The organism is Streptomyces hoynatensis (assembly GCF_003626535.1).
Taxonomy (GTDB): domain Bacteria; phylum Actinomycetota; class Actinomycetes; order Streptomycetales; family Streptomycetaceae; genus Streptomyces; species Streptomyces hoynatensis.
Genome location: NZ_RBAL01000001.1, coordinates 732477 through 746255 on the forward strand (window position 1 = coordinate 732477; position 13779 = coordinate 746255).

Below are 13779 nucleotides of genomic sequence, written 5' to 3' on the forward strand. Positions count from 1 at the left end.
GGCTCTAGGCTCCGCTTCCGGTGGCGCGGCCGGTGGCGCGCCGAGGCGGGAGAACGCGGGAGGAAGGCGGGATGAGCGGCATGTCCACAGCGGTGATAGTCGGGGCGGGCCCTGGGATCGGGCGCGCGGTCGCCAGGCGGTTCGCCCGGGAGGGCTTCGCGCTGGCGCTGCTGGCGCGGCGCGAGGAGACGGTGCGGGCCGCCGCGGAGGCGGTGGCGGAGTTCGGCGTGCCGGTGCTCGGGCTGACCGCGGACGGCGCGGACGAGGACGCGTTGCGCGCGGCCCTGGACACCGCGGCCGACCGGTTCGGCACCCCCGAGGTCGCGGTCTACAACGCGGCGGTGATCAGGCCGGACCGGGTGGGGGAGCTGCCGGTCCGCGCCCACCTGGACGCCTACGCCGTGAACGTGCTGGGCGCGCTCACCACCGCCGCCCACCTGGCGCCGCGGATGGCGCGGCGCGGCCACGGCAGCATCCTGCTCACCGGCGGGATGCCCGAGCCCAAGGCGGGCTACGTCAGCCTCTCGCTCGGCAAGGCCGGGGTGCGCACCCTGGTGGAGCTGCTCGACCAGGAGTACGGGGCGGCCGGCGTCCACGTGGCCTCCGTCACGGTGGCCGGGCCGGTGGCGCCAGGCACCGCCTTCGACCCGGAGGACATCGCCGAGCACCACTGGCGCCTCCACACCCAGCCCCGCCGCGACTGGCGGCGCGAGGTCGTCCACGCCGGCGTGTGACTCCCGCCCGGGGCGGCCCGGGCCGTGGGCCGCCCCGGGCCGGTGGCGCGGCCGGGCCGATGGCGCGGCCGGGCCTGCGGGGCGGCCGGGCGTGCCCGCGGTGGCTCAGGCGTCGCCGCGGAGCCGGGCCGCGAGCGGGGAGGCGCCCGCCAGCCGCGCCCGCCCGCCGGCGATCGCCTTCTCGACCGTCAGATCGTCCCTGGCCAGGGCCACGCAGGTCTCCGTGTCCAGGCTGAGCCGCGCGTCGGCGCGCTCCGCCCGGCCCTCCCCGTAGCCGGGCCCCGCGCCGAGCCGCAGGTGGAAGGCGCCCTCGTCCAACTCGACCTCCACCACCCCCTCGTGCCCCGCCGCCAGCCGCTGCAGCCGGTCGAGCAGCGGCACCGCGAACCAGTGCGCCCGCACCGCGTCCGTGGGGCGCCGCTCGGCGAGGCCGGCCGCGCCCCAGGTGGCGAGCGCGGCGAGCACCGGGAGCAACTCCCGGCCGTGCGGGGTCAGTTCGTAGACGACGGCCCCTCCGGGCGGCGGCAGCTTGCGGCGGCCGAGCACGCCGTCCCGCTCCAGGTCCCGCAGCCGGGTGGCGAGCACGTCGGTGCTGACGCCCGGCAGGTCGGCGTGCAGGTCGGTGTACCTGCGCGGTCCCGCCAGCAGCTCGCGCGCGATCAGCAGGGCCCAGCGGTCCCCGACGGCGTCGAGGGCCCGCGCAATCGCGCAGAACTGGTCGTAGGCGCGGCGTGGTCGGTGTGGCATGAGGGGAAGTCTAGAAAAATGAGGTTGGACTTTCCAAGTGGGCACTTGGTAGAACCAAGTGAAGCGCCAGTACCTGGGAGGTCCGGCATGGAGTTCCGGCAGTCGAGCAAGCTCCGCGACGTCTGTTACGAGATTCGCGGCCCGGTGATCGAGCACGCCAACGCGCTGGAGGAGGCGGGCCACAGCGTGCTGCGGCTGAACACCGGGAATCCCGCCCCCTTCGGCTTCGAGGCGCCGGAGGAGATCCTGCAGGACATGATCAGGACGCTGCCGAAGGCGCACGGCTACAGCGACTCGCGCGGCATCCTCTCCGCCCGCCGCGCGGTGGCCCAGTACTACCAGCAGCGCGGCGTGGCCGACGTCGGCGTCGACGACGTCTTCCTGGGCAACGGCGTCTCCGAGCTGGTGTCCATGGCGGTGCAGGCCCTGGTCGAGGACGGGGACGAGATCCTGGTGCCCGCCCCCGACTTCCCGCTGTGGACGGCCGTCACCAGGCTGGCGGGCGGCCGGGCCGTGCACTACCTGTGCGACGAGTCGGCCGACTGGTACCCGGACCTGGAGGACATGGCCGCCAAGATCACCGACCGCACCCGCGCCGTCGTCGTGATCAACCCCAACAACCCCACCGGGGCGGTGTATCCGAAGGAGATCGTCGAGGGCATCCTCGACCTCGCCCGCCGGCACGGCCTGATGGTCTTCTCCGACGAGATCTACGACCGCATCCTCTACGACGGCGCCGTCCTCCACAGCCCCGCCGTGCTGGCGCCCGACGTGGTCTGCCTGACCTTCAGCGGCCTGTCCAAGTCCTACCGGGTGGCGGGCTTCCGCTCCGGCTGGCTGGTGGTCTCCGGGCCGCGCCAGCACGCCAGGAACTACCTGGAGGGCCTGACGATGCTGGCCTCCATGCGGCTGTGCGCCAACACCCCCGGGCAGCACGCCATCCAGGCGGCCCTCGGCGGCCGGCAGAGCATCAACGAGCTGGTGCTGCCCAGCGGGCGCCTGCACGAGCAGCGCGACACGGCCTGGCGCAAGCTCAACGAGATCCCGGGCGTCAGCTGCGTGAAGCCGCGCGGCGCGCTCTACGCCTTCCCGCGGATCGACCCCGAGGTGCACCGGATCGTCGACGACGAGCGGTTCGTCCTCGACCTGCTGCTGCGGGAGAAGATCCAGGTCGTGCAGGGCACCGGCTTCAACTGGCCGCGCCCCGACCACTTCAGGATCATCACCCTGCCGCACGCGGAGGACCTGGAGTCGGCCATCAGCCGGATCGGCCGTTTCCTGGCCGGGTACCGCCAGTAACCCCGCCGTCCCCGCCCGCCCGGCCGGCGGGCCGCCCGTGCCCGCCGTCGGCCCGCCGCAGGTGGACCCGGCCCCTGGCGGTCAGCAGGGCGGAGGCGCCCAGCGCGGACACCAGCGAGCCGAGCAGGACGGCGGCCTTGACGTGCGCGGTCAGCTGCTCGTCCCCCTCGAAGGCCAGCTCCGCGATGAGCAGCGAGACGGTGAACCCGATTCCGGCCAGCATCGCGCCCCCGGCGACGTCCGCCCAGCTGAGCGTGGGGTTCAGGCGCGCCCGCGTGAAGCGGTCGGTGAGGAAGGCGGCGCCGAACACGCCGATCGTCTTCCCGGCGAACAGGGCGAGCACCACGCCGATCGCCTCCGGCTCGTGCGCCATGTCCGCGAGCGTGCCGCCCGAGACCTCGACCCCGGCCGCGAACAGGGCGAAGAGCGGCACCGCGAAGCCGGCCGAGTACGGGTGCACCAGGTGCGCGACGCGTTCGGCTGACGACTCCTTCTCCAGCGGGTCGGGCGTGGCCCGCAGCAGCATCCCCAGCAGCACGCCCGCAATGGTCGCGTGCACGCCGCTGTTGAACATCAGCACCCAGACCGCCAGCGCCAGCGGCACGTACACGTACCAGCCGCGCACCCGCAGCGCGTGCAGGGTCCGGAACAGCGCCAGGCCGAGCAGCGCGCCCAGGAGGGCGAGGAAGTTCAGGCCGCTGGTGTAGAAGACGGCGATCACGGTGATCGCGATCAGGTCGTCGACGATCGCGAGGGTGAGCAGGAAGGTCCGCAGCGCCGCCGGAATGTGCCGCCCGACGACCGCGAGCACCCCGAGGGCGAAGGCGATGTCGGTGGCCATCGGCACCGCCCAGCCGTTCAGGTCGCCGCCCCCCACCCCGCCGGCCAGGACGTAGAGCCCCGCGGGCACCGCCATGCCGCCGACCGCCGCCACCACCGGCAGCGCCGCCGCGGCCGGGCGGCGCAGCTCGCCGGCCACCAGCTCGCGCTTCAGCTCGGCCCCGGCGACGAAGAAGAAGACGGCAAGCACCCCGTCGGACGCCCAGTGCCCCACGGTCAGCTCCAGGCCGAGCGGCGGAATGTCCAGGTGGTGGTCGCGCACCGTGGCGTAGGCGTCGCTCAGCGGGGAGTTCGCCAGCACCAGGGCGAGGGCCGCGGCGATCACCAGCAGCAGGCCGCCGACGACCTCCAGCCGGAGGAACTCGGCGAGGGTCCGCCGGTCGCGCTCCGCGTCGCTCGCGGGGTTCCTCGTCAGGCGGAAGGGCAGGGCGGGGCGCTTCATGCGGGAGCCTCTCGCGGCGCAACGTACGGACACGGACGTTGCCGACCAGACTTCCCGGCGCACCCCAGGCGAAGAGGACACATCCCGACGCCTTTCTCCCACCCTACCCGCTGACCCCGCGCGGGATCAGTCGTCCGGCGCATCGATCGCCCCGGAGGCGGCCGGGGTCCCCGGGGCGGCCGTGGCCGAAAAGGATCGGTGAGCAGCCGGTGGCGAAAGCGAGGTAAAGGTGAATGAATGCGCTCAAGGTGTCGAAGGGTGTGCGGTGCCTGGCGGAAGGCCGAGATCCCCGTGGATGGCCGCAGATTCCCGAAGCGCGCCGAAGATCACCGAAGGGCCGCTTGCGGCGAGGGGCGCCGCGGGGCGCCGGGGATCACCGGGGAGCGCCGGGGAACGCCGGGAGTCGGCCGCCGAGCCGGCGCCGCGCAGGCGCGGAGGGGGCGCGGGGGAGGCGCGCAGGGAGCGCGGGGGAAGGCGGGGCGAGCGGGATGCGCCGGCGCGCGAGTCGCCGGGCGGCGGGCCGGTGCGCATCGGGGCGGACCGGTGGGGAAAGGGGCGAATCGGAGTGGAGTGGGGTGGAGGGGTGTGAAGCGGCGGGAAGGATGAAGGAGAAGGAGAACGCGGAGAAAAAGGGCGAGGATATCGCGGAGGAAACCCCGAAGCGCGCCCCGAAGCGCGCCGCGGAGCCGGCCGCGAGGGAGAGGCGGGGGAAGGCGCGGGGAAGCCGCGGGAGAAGGGCGAGAAGGGCGAGAAGGGGCGAGAAGGGGTGAGAAGGGTGGCAAGGGTGGCAAGGGTGGGGAAAGGCCGTGGGGCGGTGCCGGGCGCCGGGTGGGCGCCTGGCACCGCCCCACGGGCGGCAGGCGGATGCGTCAGCCGCTGATGCCGGAGGCCAGACCCTCGTCGGTCTGCTCGAAGGTGTCGGCCGCCTGGATCAGGAAGGAGCCGAGGCCCTCCAGACCCTGGAGCATCTGCTTCGCACCGGTGGTGAACTGCTGGTACTGGTCGTCGAACGCGCCCGAGGACCGGCCCGTCACGTAACCGTCGGAGACGAGGCCCTGGATGTAGGACTGGAGCTCGTCCAGCTTGGCGTCCATCTGCTCGTACTCTTGCTTGAGCCTGTTGCCAGCCTGCCGCATGTCCTCATATGTGACATTCACGTCAGCCATGACGTTTCCCCTCCTAGTGGGGCGGAGGGCCGGTGCCCCCGCGGTGGTTCGTTGTGTGACGTGGCCCCCCGTGTCCGGCACGGCCACGGCCACTCAGCCTACGGCCGAGATGCACAGGACGATACCCCCGGTCAAGGGGCCGTCCTCCGTACCTCGGTTGGTGGCTAGGACGCCGAACTCGGCTCGGCGGTTGCAGCCCTCGCAGCACCCGTTGTCACACTCACGCAAGATGCGATTATGGTCATGTCCAGCTAGGCAAAAGCTGCTGTGTCACAACGGGAGGAACAGCGTGCGCCTGACCCTGACAGTCGTCGACCCGGTCGGGGGCCACAGTGCCGACACCGTGATCGACGCGGCGCCGGAGCTGCAGATCGGCGACCTGGCGCCCGAGTTGGTCCGAGCGGTGGGTGGGGGTGCCTCCCCTTACGGGGGGCAGAGCTCGGCGCACGTGTTCGTCGACGGCGAGTACGTCGACCCGACCCTCACCTTTGCCGACTCCCCGCTGCGCGAGGGCAGCGTCGTCAGCCTGCACAACCCGAGCGGCTGCTGGCCGCCCGAGCCGAGCGGCGCCGTCGAACTGCGCGTCGTCAGCGGCCCCGCGGCGGGCGCCGTGCACCGCATCGGCCAGGGCCGCGTCGACATCGGCAGCGGGCAGCAGGTGCACATCCACGTCGCCGACCCCACGCTGCCCGAGCGCGCGATGACGCTGCGGGTCGCCGCCGACGGCACCTGCAAGGTCACCGTGTACACGCAGGAGCAGCCGCTGCTCGACGGCGAGCCCTTCGTGCACACGGAGGGGGACCGCGCCGACTGGAAGCTCGGCAAGCAACTGGCCGTCGGCGACTCGCTGTTCGAGCTCACCCCGTACTTCCCGCCGGACGCGGCGCTGAAGGTCTCCGAGGACGGAGCCGGGCTCGACTACAACCGCCCGCCCCGGCTGCTGCCGCCCGAGCGGCAGACCAAGTTCACCCTCCCCAAGCCGCCGGGCGAGCGCCAGCGCCGCCCGGTGCCCTGGCTGATGGCCCTGCTGCCGCTGGCCGGCGCGATCACCATCGCGATCGTCATGGACCGCATGCAGTTCCTGCTGATGGCGTTCCTGAGCCCGATCATGATGATGTCCAACTACTTCATGGACAAGAAGCGCGGCCGGGTCTCGCACGCCCAGCAGGTCCAGGAGTACCACGAGCACAAGGCGAGGATCGAGAAGGACGCCAGGGACGCCCTGATCGCCGAGCGGTTCGCCCGCCGGCACGCCGCCCCCGACCCCGCCACCGTCCTGGCCCAGGCCACCGGGCCGCGCACCCGCCTGTGGGAGCGCCGCCGCACCGACAACGACCACCTGCTGCTGCGGGTGGGCACCGCCGAGCTCGACTCCGAGGTGGTGCTCAACGACCCGGAGCAGGACGAGCACAAGCGGCTGGTCGCCTGGAAGATCGCCGACGCGCCCATCACCCTGCCGCTGCGCTCCCTCGGCGTCGTCGGCTTCGCCGGCCCCGGCGACAGCGCCCGCGCGCTCGGCCGCTGGGCGATCGGCCAGATAGCGGTCCTGCACAGCCCGGTCGACGTGCAGTTCTACCTGCTGACCGACGGCTCGGGGCAGTACAGCTGGAACTGGCTGCGCTGGCTGCCGCACGCCAGGCCCTCCGCCGAGCAGGACACCAACCTGCTGATCGGCACCGACGCCGAGACGATCGGCGCCAGGATCGCCGAGCTGACCTCCATCCTCGACGCCCGCCAGAAGGCCAGGCAGCAGACCCGCGCCAACGGCCCCTCCACCTTCAAGGACCCCGACATCGTCGTGGTCTTCGACGGCTCCCGCCGGATGCGTTCGCTGCCCGGCGTCATCCGCCTGCTGCGCGAGGGCCGGGACTGCTCGATCTTCGCGATCTGCCTCGACGACGAGGAGCGTTTCCTGCCGGGCGAGTGCCAGGCCGTCGTCGTCGCCGAGCCCAACCCGGACCGGGTCGCCAAGAGCGGCCCGCGCCAGGCCGGTTACGCCACCGGCTTCCACACCTTCCTCGCCGTCCCCGGCGGCGCGGCCAACTTCCAGCAGGTCGGCCAGCCGGGCGCCGAGCAGGTGCAGGCGGCCACGGCCACCCAGGTCGCCGACCGGCTGCGGGTCGAGCAGACCGGCGCCTGGCGGATCAGGGGCGTGCGGCCCGACTGGGTGCTGCCCGAGTGGTGCGAGCTGCTGGCCCGCTCGCTCTCGCCGATCCGCGACATCAGCGGGGAGTCCGAGGACGCGGCGCTGCCCTCGGCCAGCCGCCTGCTCGACGTCATCGAGCTCGAACCCCCCACGGCCGGGGCCATCGCCGCCAGGTGGCGGATGGGCGGCCAGTCCACCGAGGCCGTCATCGGCGAGTCCTACGACGGCGCCTTCGCCATCGACCTGCGGCGCGACGGCCCGCACGGCCTGATCGCCGGCACCACCGGCTCCGGCAAGTCGGAGCTGCTGCAGACGATCGTCGCCTCGCTCGCCGTGGCCAACACGCCGGACAACATGACCTTCGTGCTGGTCGACTACAAGGGCGGCTCGGCCTTCAAGGACTGCGTCCAGCTGCCGCACACCGTCGGCATGGTCACCGACCTGGACAACTACCTGGTCGAACGCGCCCTCGCCTCCCTGGGCGCCGAGCTGACCCGCCGCGAGCACATGCTCGCCGAGGTCGGCGCCAAGGACATCGAGGACTACCAGGACCTCGTCCGCCGCAACCAGGGCCGCCTGCCGCAGCTGCCCAGGCTCCTCATCGTCATCGACGAGTTCGCCTCGATGGTCCGCGAACTGCCCGACTTCGTGAAGGGCCTGGTCAACATCGCCCAGCGAGGCCGTTCCCTGGGCATCCACCTGCTGCTGGCCACCCAGCGGCCCAGCGGCGTGGTCTCCCCGGAGATCCGCGCGAACACCAACCTCAGGATCGCGCTGCGCGTCACCGACGGCAACGAGTCCACCGACGTCATCGACGCCCCCGACGCCGGACTGATCGCGAAGTCCACGCCGGGCCGCGCGTACGTGAGGCTGGGCGCCTCCTCGCTGGTGCCCTTCCAGTCCGGGCGCGTCGGCGGCCGGCGCCCCGGCGCCGTGGACCCCGCCATCTCCCGGCCCTGGTCCGCCGCCCTCGACTGGAACAGCCTCGGCCGCGCCACGCTGAAGCGGCCGGCCGGCGCCAAGTCCCAGGAGGAGGAGATCACCGACCTCAAGGTGCTGGTCGACGCCATCATCGAGGCCGACAAGCAGCTTGGCTTCCCCAAGCAGCACAGCCCCTGGCTGCCGGCGCTCGGCGAGACGGTGCTGCTGCGCGACCTCGAACACCCGGTGCCGCTCGGCGCCCTGCCCGCCGCCCCCTACGGCGTGGAGGACCTGCCCGAGCAGCAGGCGCGGCGTTCGGTGGCCATCGACTTCCGCAGCTTCGGGCACATGCTGGTCGGCGGCCAGCCCCGCAGCGGCCGCTCCCAGCTGCTGCGCACCATCGCGGGCTCGCTGGGCTGGGTGCACTCCTGCGCCGACGTCCACATCTACGGCATCGACTGCGGCAACGGCGCGCTCAACGCCCTGACCCGCCTGCCCAACTGCGGCGCGGTCGTCACCAGGACCCAGACCGAGCGGGTGCGGCGGCTGATGCGCCGCCTGCGGCAGGAGATGGACCGCCGCCAGGAGCTGCTGGCCGCCGACGCCCTCGCCGACATCAACGAGCAGCGCAGCGCGGCCCCGCCGGAGAAGCGGCTGCCGCACCTGGTGGTGCTGATCGACCGCTGGGAGGGCTGGGTCAACACCCTGGGCGAGCTGGACCACGGAGCCCTCACCGACGAGCTGTTCGTGATGATGCGCGAGGGCGCCAGCGTCGGCATCCACCTCATCGTCACCGGCGACCGCACCGTGCTCTCCGGCCGCATCGCCGCCCTCACCGAGGACAAGTACGCCCTGCGGCTGGCGGACCGCGCCGACTACACCACCATCGGGCTCAGCGCCAGGAAGGTGCCGGACAACATCCCCGACGGCCGGATGTTCCGCAACCAGGCCGCCACCCAGATCCAGATCGCGGTGCTCGCCGAGGAGCTGTCCGGGCAGGCGCAGGCCGCGGCCCTGACCGCCATCGGCGACTGGGCCACCCAGCGCGACGCCAACGTGCCGCGCACCCACCGGCCGTTCCGGGTGGACGTGCTGCCCAGCCGTCTCACCTTCGCCGACGCCTGGGAGAAGCGCGACCCGGACGCCTCGGCCTCCCGCCTGTGGGGCCTCATCGGCGTGGGCGGCGACGAGCTGATGGGCTACGGCCCCGACCTGGCGCAGGGCACCCCGGCGTTCATCGTGGCGGGCCCCGCCAAGTCCGGGCGTTCCACGCTGCTGTGGATGCTGGCGAGCTCCTACCTGCAGCGCGGGGTCCGGCTCGTCCTGGCGGCCCCGCGGCCCTCGCCGCTGCGGGACCTGGCCGGGCAGCAGGGCGTGGTGGCCACCTTCACCGGGGACAACGTGTCGGCGGACGAGATGCGGGAGGCGCTCGCCACCTCCTCCGTGGAGAACCCGATCGTGGTCGTGGTGGACGACGGCGAGGACCTGCGGCGCTGCGACGCGGGGGACGAGCTGAAGAACATCCTCACCCAGGGCGCCTCGCTCGGCCGCTACCTGGTCCTCGGCGGCGACGAGACCGACATGTGCAGCGGGTTCTCCGGCTGGCAGGTGGACGTGAAGAAGGCGCGCCGCGGCGTGCTCCTCTCGCCCTCCACGCACCGCTCGGGCGAGCTGATCGGCGCGAAGCTGCCGCGCAGCGCCGCGGTCGAGCAGCCCACCCCCGGCAAGGGCATCCTGCACCTCGGGGACGGCACCGCGATCTCGGTCACCACCCCGGCGCCCTGAGCGCCGCCCGGCGCCCGGCCCCTCCGGGCGCCACCGCACCGCCACCCGGCCCGGGACCGGGCCCCCTGCCCAGGGGCCGGTCCCGGGCCGTCCCGGTCCTCCCGGCCGCCCCGGGCGGGAACAAGCCGGGCGGTTCTGCGCTTGTCCGAGGACATGAGCGCTCACGAGATCCACGAACTCGGCGACTTCACCCTGGAATCGGGGCAGGTCCTGCCCGACGCCAGGCTGGCGTTCGCCACCTACGGCGAGCTCGCCGCCGACCGGTCCAACGGCATCCTCTTCCCCACCTGGTTCGCCGGCACCCACGAGGCCAACGAGTGGCTGATCGGCCCGGGCAGGCCGCTGGACACGGACCGGTACTTCGTGATCGTGCCCAGTCTCTTCGGCAACGGGCTCTCCAGCTCGCCGAGCACCACCCCGCCGCCCTTCGACCGGGCCCGCTTCCCGCGGGTCGCGATCCGGGACAACGTCCGTGCCCAGCACCTGCTGGTCACCGGCCGCTTCGGCATCGAGCGGCTGCGGCTGGTGCTCGGTGCCTCGATGGGGGCCGCCCAGACCTACCAGTGGGCGGTGAGCCACCCGGACATGGTGGAGCGCATCGCGCCGATCACCGGCTCCTCCCACACCAGCCCGCACAACCAGGTCTTCCTCGAAGGGCTCAGGGCGGCCCTCACCGCCGACTCCGCCTACGCGGGCGGCGACTACGCCGAGCCGCCGCGCGCCGGGCTGCGGGCCTTCTCCCGCGTCTACGCGGGCTGGGGCCTCTCGCAGGCGTTCTACTGGCGGCACACCTACCGGGACCTCGGCTTCGCCGGCATCGAGGAGTTCCTCACCGGGGTGTGGGAACCCACCTTCGGCGACTGGGACGCCAACGACCTGCTGGCCATGATGGACACCTGGCAGCACGCGGACGTCGGCGGCACCCCGGGCTTCGGCGGGGACACCGAGGCCGCGCTCGCCTCGATCAAGGCCCGGGCGATGATCCTTCCCTCGCGGACCGACCTGTACTTCCCCCCGGAGGACGAGGAGTGGAGCGCGGCCAGGATCGCCGGGGCCGAGCTTCGCGTCGTCCCCACCCTCTGGGGGCACCTGGCCGGCGGCGGGGCCGACCCGGAGGCGGCCGCGTTCATCGGGTCCGCCCTGCGCGAACTCCTCGCCCGGCCGTAACGCCCCGGGGCGGCGGGGGAGCGGAGGCGAGGCGGGGGACCGGCGGGAGGCCCGCGAGGATTCCGGCGGGAGGCCCGCGGGCCTCAGGCGAGGTCGGCGGTGGCGAGGAACTGGGTGGTGGCCAGCTCCGCGTACAGGGGGCTGGCGGCGAGCAGTTCGGCGTGGGTGCCCACCGCCAGGACCCGGCCGGTGTCCATCACCACGATCCGGTCGGCCGAGGTGACCGTGGAGAGCCGGTGGGCGACCACCAGGACCGTCGTCTCGCGCGCCACCTCGGCGACGGTCTCCCGCAGCGCCGCCTCGTTGACCGCGTCGAGCTGCGAGGTCGCCTCGTCGAGCAGCAGCAGCCGCGGGCGGCGCAGCAGCGCGCGGGCGATGGCCACGCGCTGCCGTTCGCCGCCGGACAGCTTGGTGCCGCGGTGTCCCACGACCGTGTCCAGGCCCTCGGGCAGCCGGGCCACCAGCCCGTCGAGGCGGGTGGTGCGCAGCGCCTCGGCCAGCGCCTCCTCGCCGGTGTCCGGGGCGCCGAAGACCAGGTTTTCGCGCAGCGTGCCGGACAGGACGGGCGCGTCCTGCTCCACGTAGCCGATGGCGGACCGCAGTTCGGCCAGCGGCCAGTCGCGGACGTCGCGGCCGTCCACGAGGACCCGGCCCGAGGTGGCGTCGTAGAAGCGCTCTACAAGGGAGAAGACGGTGGTCTTGCCCGCGCCCGAGGGCCCGACGAAGGCCGTCATCCCGCGCGGGGGCACGGTGAAGGAGACGCCGTGGTGCACGTAGGGCTGCTCGGGCCCGTAGCGGAACCTGACGTCGAGGAAGGCGACCGCGGCGGGCGCCGCGCCGGCCTCGGGCAGCGGCGCCGCGTCCAGGGCGCCGGGCTCGGCGGGCAGCCGCCGCACCTCCTGGATGCGGCTGATGGCGGCGGCGCCGACCTGGTACTGGGTGACGGCGGAGACCACCTGCTGGATGGGGGCCATCAGGTAGAAGACGTAGAGCAGGAAGGCGACGAGCGAGCCGACCTCGATGGAGTCGGTGGCCACCCGGGCGCCGCCCACGGCGAGCACGGTGATGAACGCCACCTGCATGGACAGGCCGGCGGTGTTCCCGGCCAGCGCCGACCACTTGGCGGACCGCACGCTCTCCCGCCAGGAGTCCTCGGCCGCGGCGTGCACCGCCCGCTCCTCGCGGCGTTCCGCTCCCGAGGCCTTCACGGTGCGCAGGGCGCCCAGGACGCGCTCCAGCACCGCGCCCATCCGGCCGACGGACTGCTGGGCGCGTTTGCTGGCCTTGCTGATCCGCGGAACGATGAGCCCGATGACCGTGGCGGCGAGCCCGATCACGCCCAGGGTGACGGCCAGCAGCACGAGGTCGACGAAGCCCATCATGACGAGGGTGGCCAGCAGGGTGAGCCCGCCGGTGCCGAAGCCGATCAGCGTCTGGACGGTCATCGCGCGCAGCAGCGTGGTGTCCGAGGTGGCGCGGGAGAGCAGGTCGCCGGGCTCGGTGCCGTCCACGGCGGAGATCCGCAGCCGCAGCAGCCAGGAGGTCAGGCTCTTGCGCGCGGTGAGCACCACGGACTCGGCGGTGCGCTGGAGGACGTAGCCGCCGAGCGCGCCGAGCACCGCGTTGCCCGCCACCAGCAGGCTCATCAGCACCAGGGCGGTGGCGATGGGCCGGTCCTCGGAGAGGTTGTCGATCAGCCGCCGGGCGACCAGCGGCAGGGCCAGGCCGGTGGCGCCGGTGACCAGGGAGAGCAGCGCGCCGGAGAACAGCGCGGCGCGGTGCGGCCGCACGTAGCCGAGCAGCACCCGCAGCGGGCTGGGCCCGTCCCCGGCACCTTCCTCCGCGCCGGGCCCGGCCCCCTCGCCGTGTGCGGGCCCGGCACCCTCGCCCGGTGCGGGCCCGGCCCCGTCCTCCCCGGCGGGCCTGCCGGCCCCGTCGATCCCGGCGGCCCCGGCGCCCTCGGCTGCCGCGGTGCGCCCGGTGTCCCCGGCGGCCGTGGCACGTGCGGCGGGAGCCGCGGCGCGTGCGGTGGGGCCGGCGGTCGTGGGGGACGCGGCGGGTTCGGCGTCCTCGCGGGGCTCCGCGGGGCGCAGGGGTCCGGTGGGCTCCGCGGGGGAGGGGTCCGTCTTCGGGGGCACTCGCTCGCCTTTCCGCTCCGTCGCCTGGCAGCCGCGCGTGGCCCGCGGGCCGCCGCCTCCTTGGACGCGGCTCGTGGCCTGCGGGTTGTCCGCGCGGGCGCGCCGCACGCGACAGCCCATGATCCCCCGCCGCGGCCCCGGGCCGCCACCGCCCTCCGGCCGCCCGCGAGCCGGGCCCGGTCCTATGCCGCCGGCCCTTGACCGAAACGTATGGCCCAGTCGCCTTGCGTCACCCGCCCCATGCCTGCTTGACTCCGAACTGCCTTGCGGGAGACCGGGTTTCGGGCTCCGGCGGCTCCAGTTGCGGACAGCTGTGTCCGGATCGCGCTGCTCGCGGCAGGCCGAGGTGGCATGCCCAAGACACCCATGGCCGGCCACTGGGCCCCGCTGGAAC

9 protein-coding genes are annotated in these 13779 nt (G+C 73.8%); 5 read left to right on the forward strand and 4 right to left on the reverse strand.

The features are described from left to right. Positions 1-80 precede the first annotated feature (80 nt). Positions 81-734: an SDR family NAD(P)-dependent oxidoreductase gene (locus D7294_RS03200; protein WP_120675341.1), complete on the forward strand. Its 654-nt coding sequence runs from the start codon at positions 81-83 to the stop codon at positions 732-734. Between the two features lie 105 nt (positions 735-839). On the opposite strand, the gene D7294_RS03205 is transcribed toward D7294_RS03200, so the two are convergent. Further along, positions 840-1481, reverse strand: coding sequence for a winged helix-turn-helix transcriptional regulator (locus D7294_RS03205; protein WP_120675104.1), 642 nt, complete (start codon positions 1479-1481; stop codon positions 840-842). An 87-nt stretch (positions 1482-1568) separates the two neighbouring features. Here D7294_RS03205 and D7294_RS03210 point away from each other — a divergent pair, with 87 nt between their 5' ends. After that, positions 1569-2780, forward strand: a complete 1212-nt coding sequence (locus D7294_RS03210) for a pyridoxal phosphate-dependent aminotransferase (protein ID WP_120675106.1) — start codon at positions 1569-1571, stop codon at positions 2778-2780. On the opposite strand, the gene nhaA is transcribed toward D7294_RS03210, so the two are convergent. After that, positions 2740-4062: a Na+/H+ antiporter NhaA gene (gene nhaA, locus D7294_RS03215; protein WP_120675108.1), complete on the reverse strand. Its 1323-nt coding sequence runs from the start codon at positions 4060-4062 to the stop codon at positions 2740-2742. The two genes, D7294_RS03210 and nhaA, sit on opposite strands and share 41 nt — an antisense overlap. 602 nt (positions 4063-4664) lie before the next feature. Here nhaA and D7294_RS31780 point away from each other — a divergent pair. Next, positions 4665-4832: a hypothetical protein gene (locus tag D7294_RS31780; protein WP_158674552.1), complete on the forward strand. Its 168-nt coding sequence runs from the start codon at positions 4665-4667 to the stop codon at positions 4830-4832. A gap of 99 nt (positions 4833-4931) precedes the next feature. Here D7294_RS31780 and D7294_RS03220 read toward each other — a convergent pair whose 3' ends face one another. Then, positions 4932-5228, reverse strand: a complete 297-nt coding sequence (locus tag D7294_RS03220) for a WXG100 family type VII secretion target (RefSeq protein ID WP_120675110.1) — start codon at positions 5226-5228, stop codon at positions 4932-4934. Between the two features lie 289 nt (positions 5229-5517). Here D7294_RS03220 and D7294_RS03225 point away from each other — a divergent pair, with 289 nt between their 5' ends. Further along, positions 5518-10080, forward strand: coding sequence for an FtsK/SpoIIIE domain-containing protein (locus D7294_RS03225; protein WP_120675112.1), 4563 nt, complete (start codon positions 5518-5520; stop codon positions 10078-10080). A gap of 153 nt (positions 10081-10233) precedes the next feature. Continuing rightward, the gene (locus D7294_RS03230) at positions 10234-11247 is read left to right on the forward strand and encodes an alpha/beta fold hydrolase (RefSeq protein ID WP_120675114.1); all 1014 of its coding nucleotides are present in this window, start codon (positions 10234-10236) and stop codon (positions 11245-11247) included. 83 nt (positions 11248-11330) lie between these two features. On the opposite strand, the gene D7294_RS03235 is transcribed toward D7294_RS03230, so the two are convergent. After that, complete coding sequence (locus D7294_RS03235) at positions 11331-13052, reverse strand: ABC transporter ATP-binding protein (RefSeq protein WP_422070647.1); 1722 nt, start codon at positions 13050-13052, stop codon at positions 11331-11333. Positions 13053-13779: the final 727 nt, after the last annotated feature.

Excerpts from the sequence above, each read along its gene's own strand:
- nhaA (WP_120675108.1), bottom strand. The coding sequence starts at position 4,062 with ATGAAGCGCCCCGCCCTGCCCTTCCGCCTGACGAGGAACCCCGCGAGC.
- D7294_RS03210 (WP_120675106.1), top strand. The coding sequence starts at position 1,569 with ATGGAGTTCCGGCAGTCGAGCAAGCTCCGCGACGTCTGTTACGAGATT.
- D7294_RS03230 (WP_120675114.1), top strand. The coding sequence starts at position 10,234 with ATGAGCGCTCACGAGATCCACGAACTCGGCGACTTCACCCTGGAATCG.
- D7294_RS03220 (WP_120675110.1), bottom strand. The coding sequence starts at position 5,228 with ATGGCTGACGTGAATGTCACATATGAGGACATGCGGCAGGCTGGCAAC.
- D7294_RS03200 (WP_120675341.1), top strand. The coding sequence starts at position 81 with ATGTCCACAGCGGTGATAGTCGGGGCGGGCCCTGGGATCGGGCGCGCG.
- D7294_RS03205 (WP_120675104.1), bottom strand. The coding sequence starts at position 1,481 with ATGCCACACCGACCACGCCGCGCCTACGACCAGTTCTGCGCGATTGCG.
- D7294_RS31780 (WP_158674552.1), top strand. The coding sequence starts at position 4,665 with ATGAAGGAGAAGGAGAACGCGGAGAAAAAGGGCGAGGATATCGCGGAG.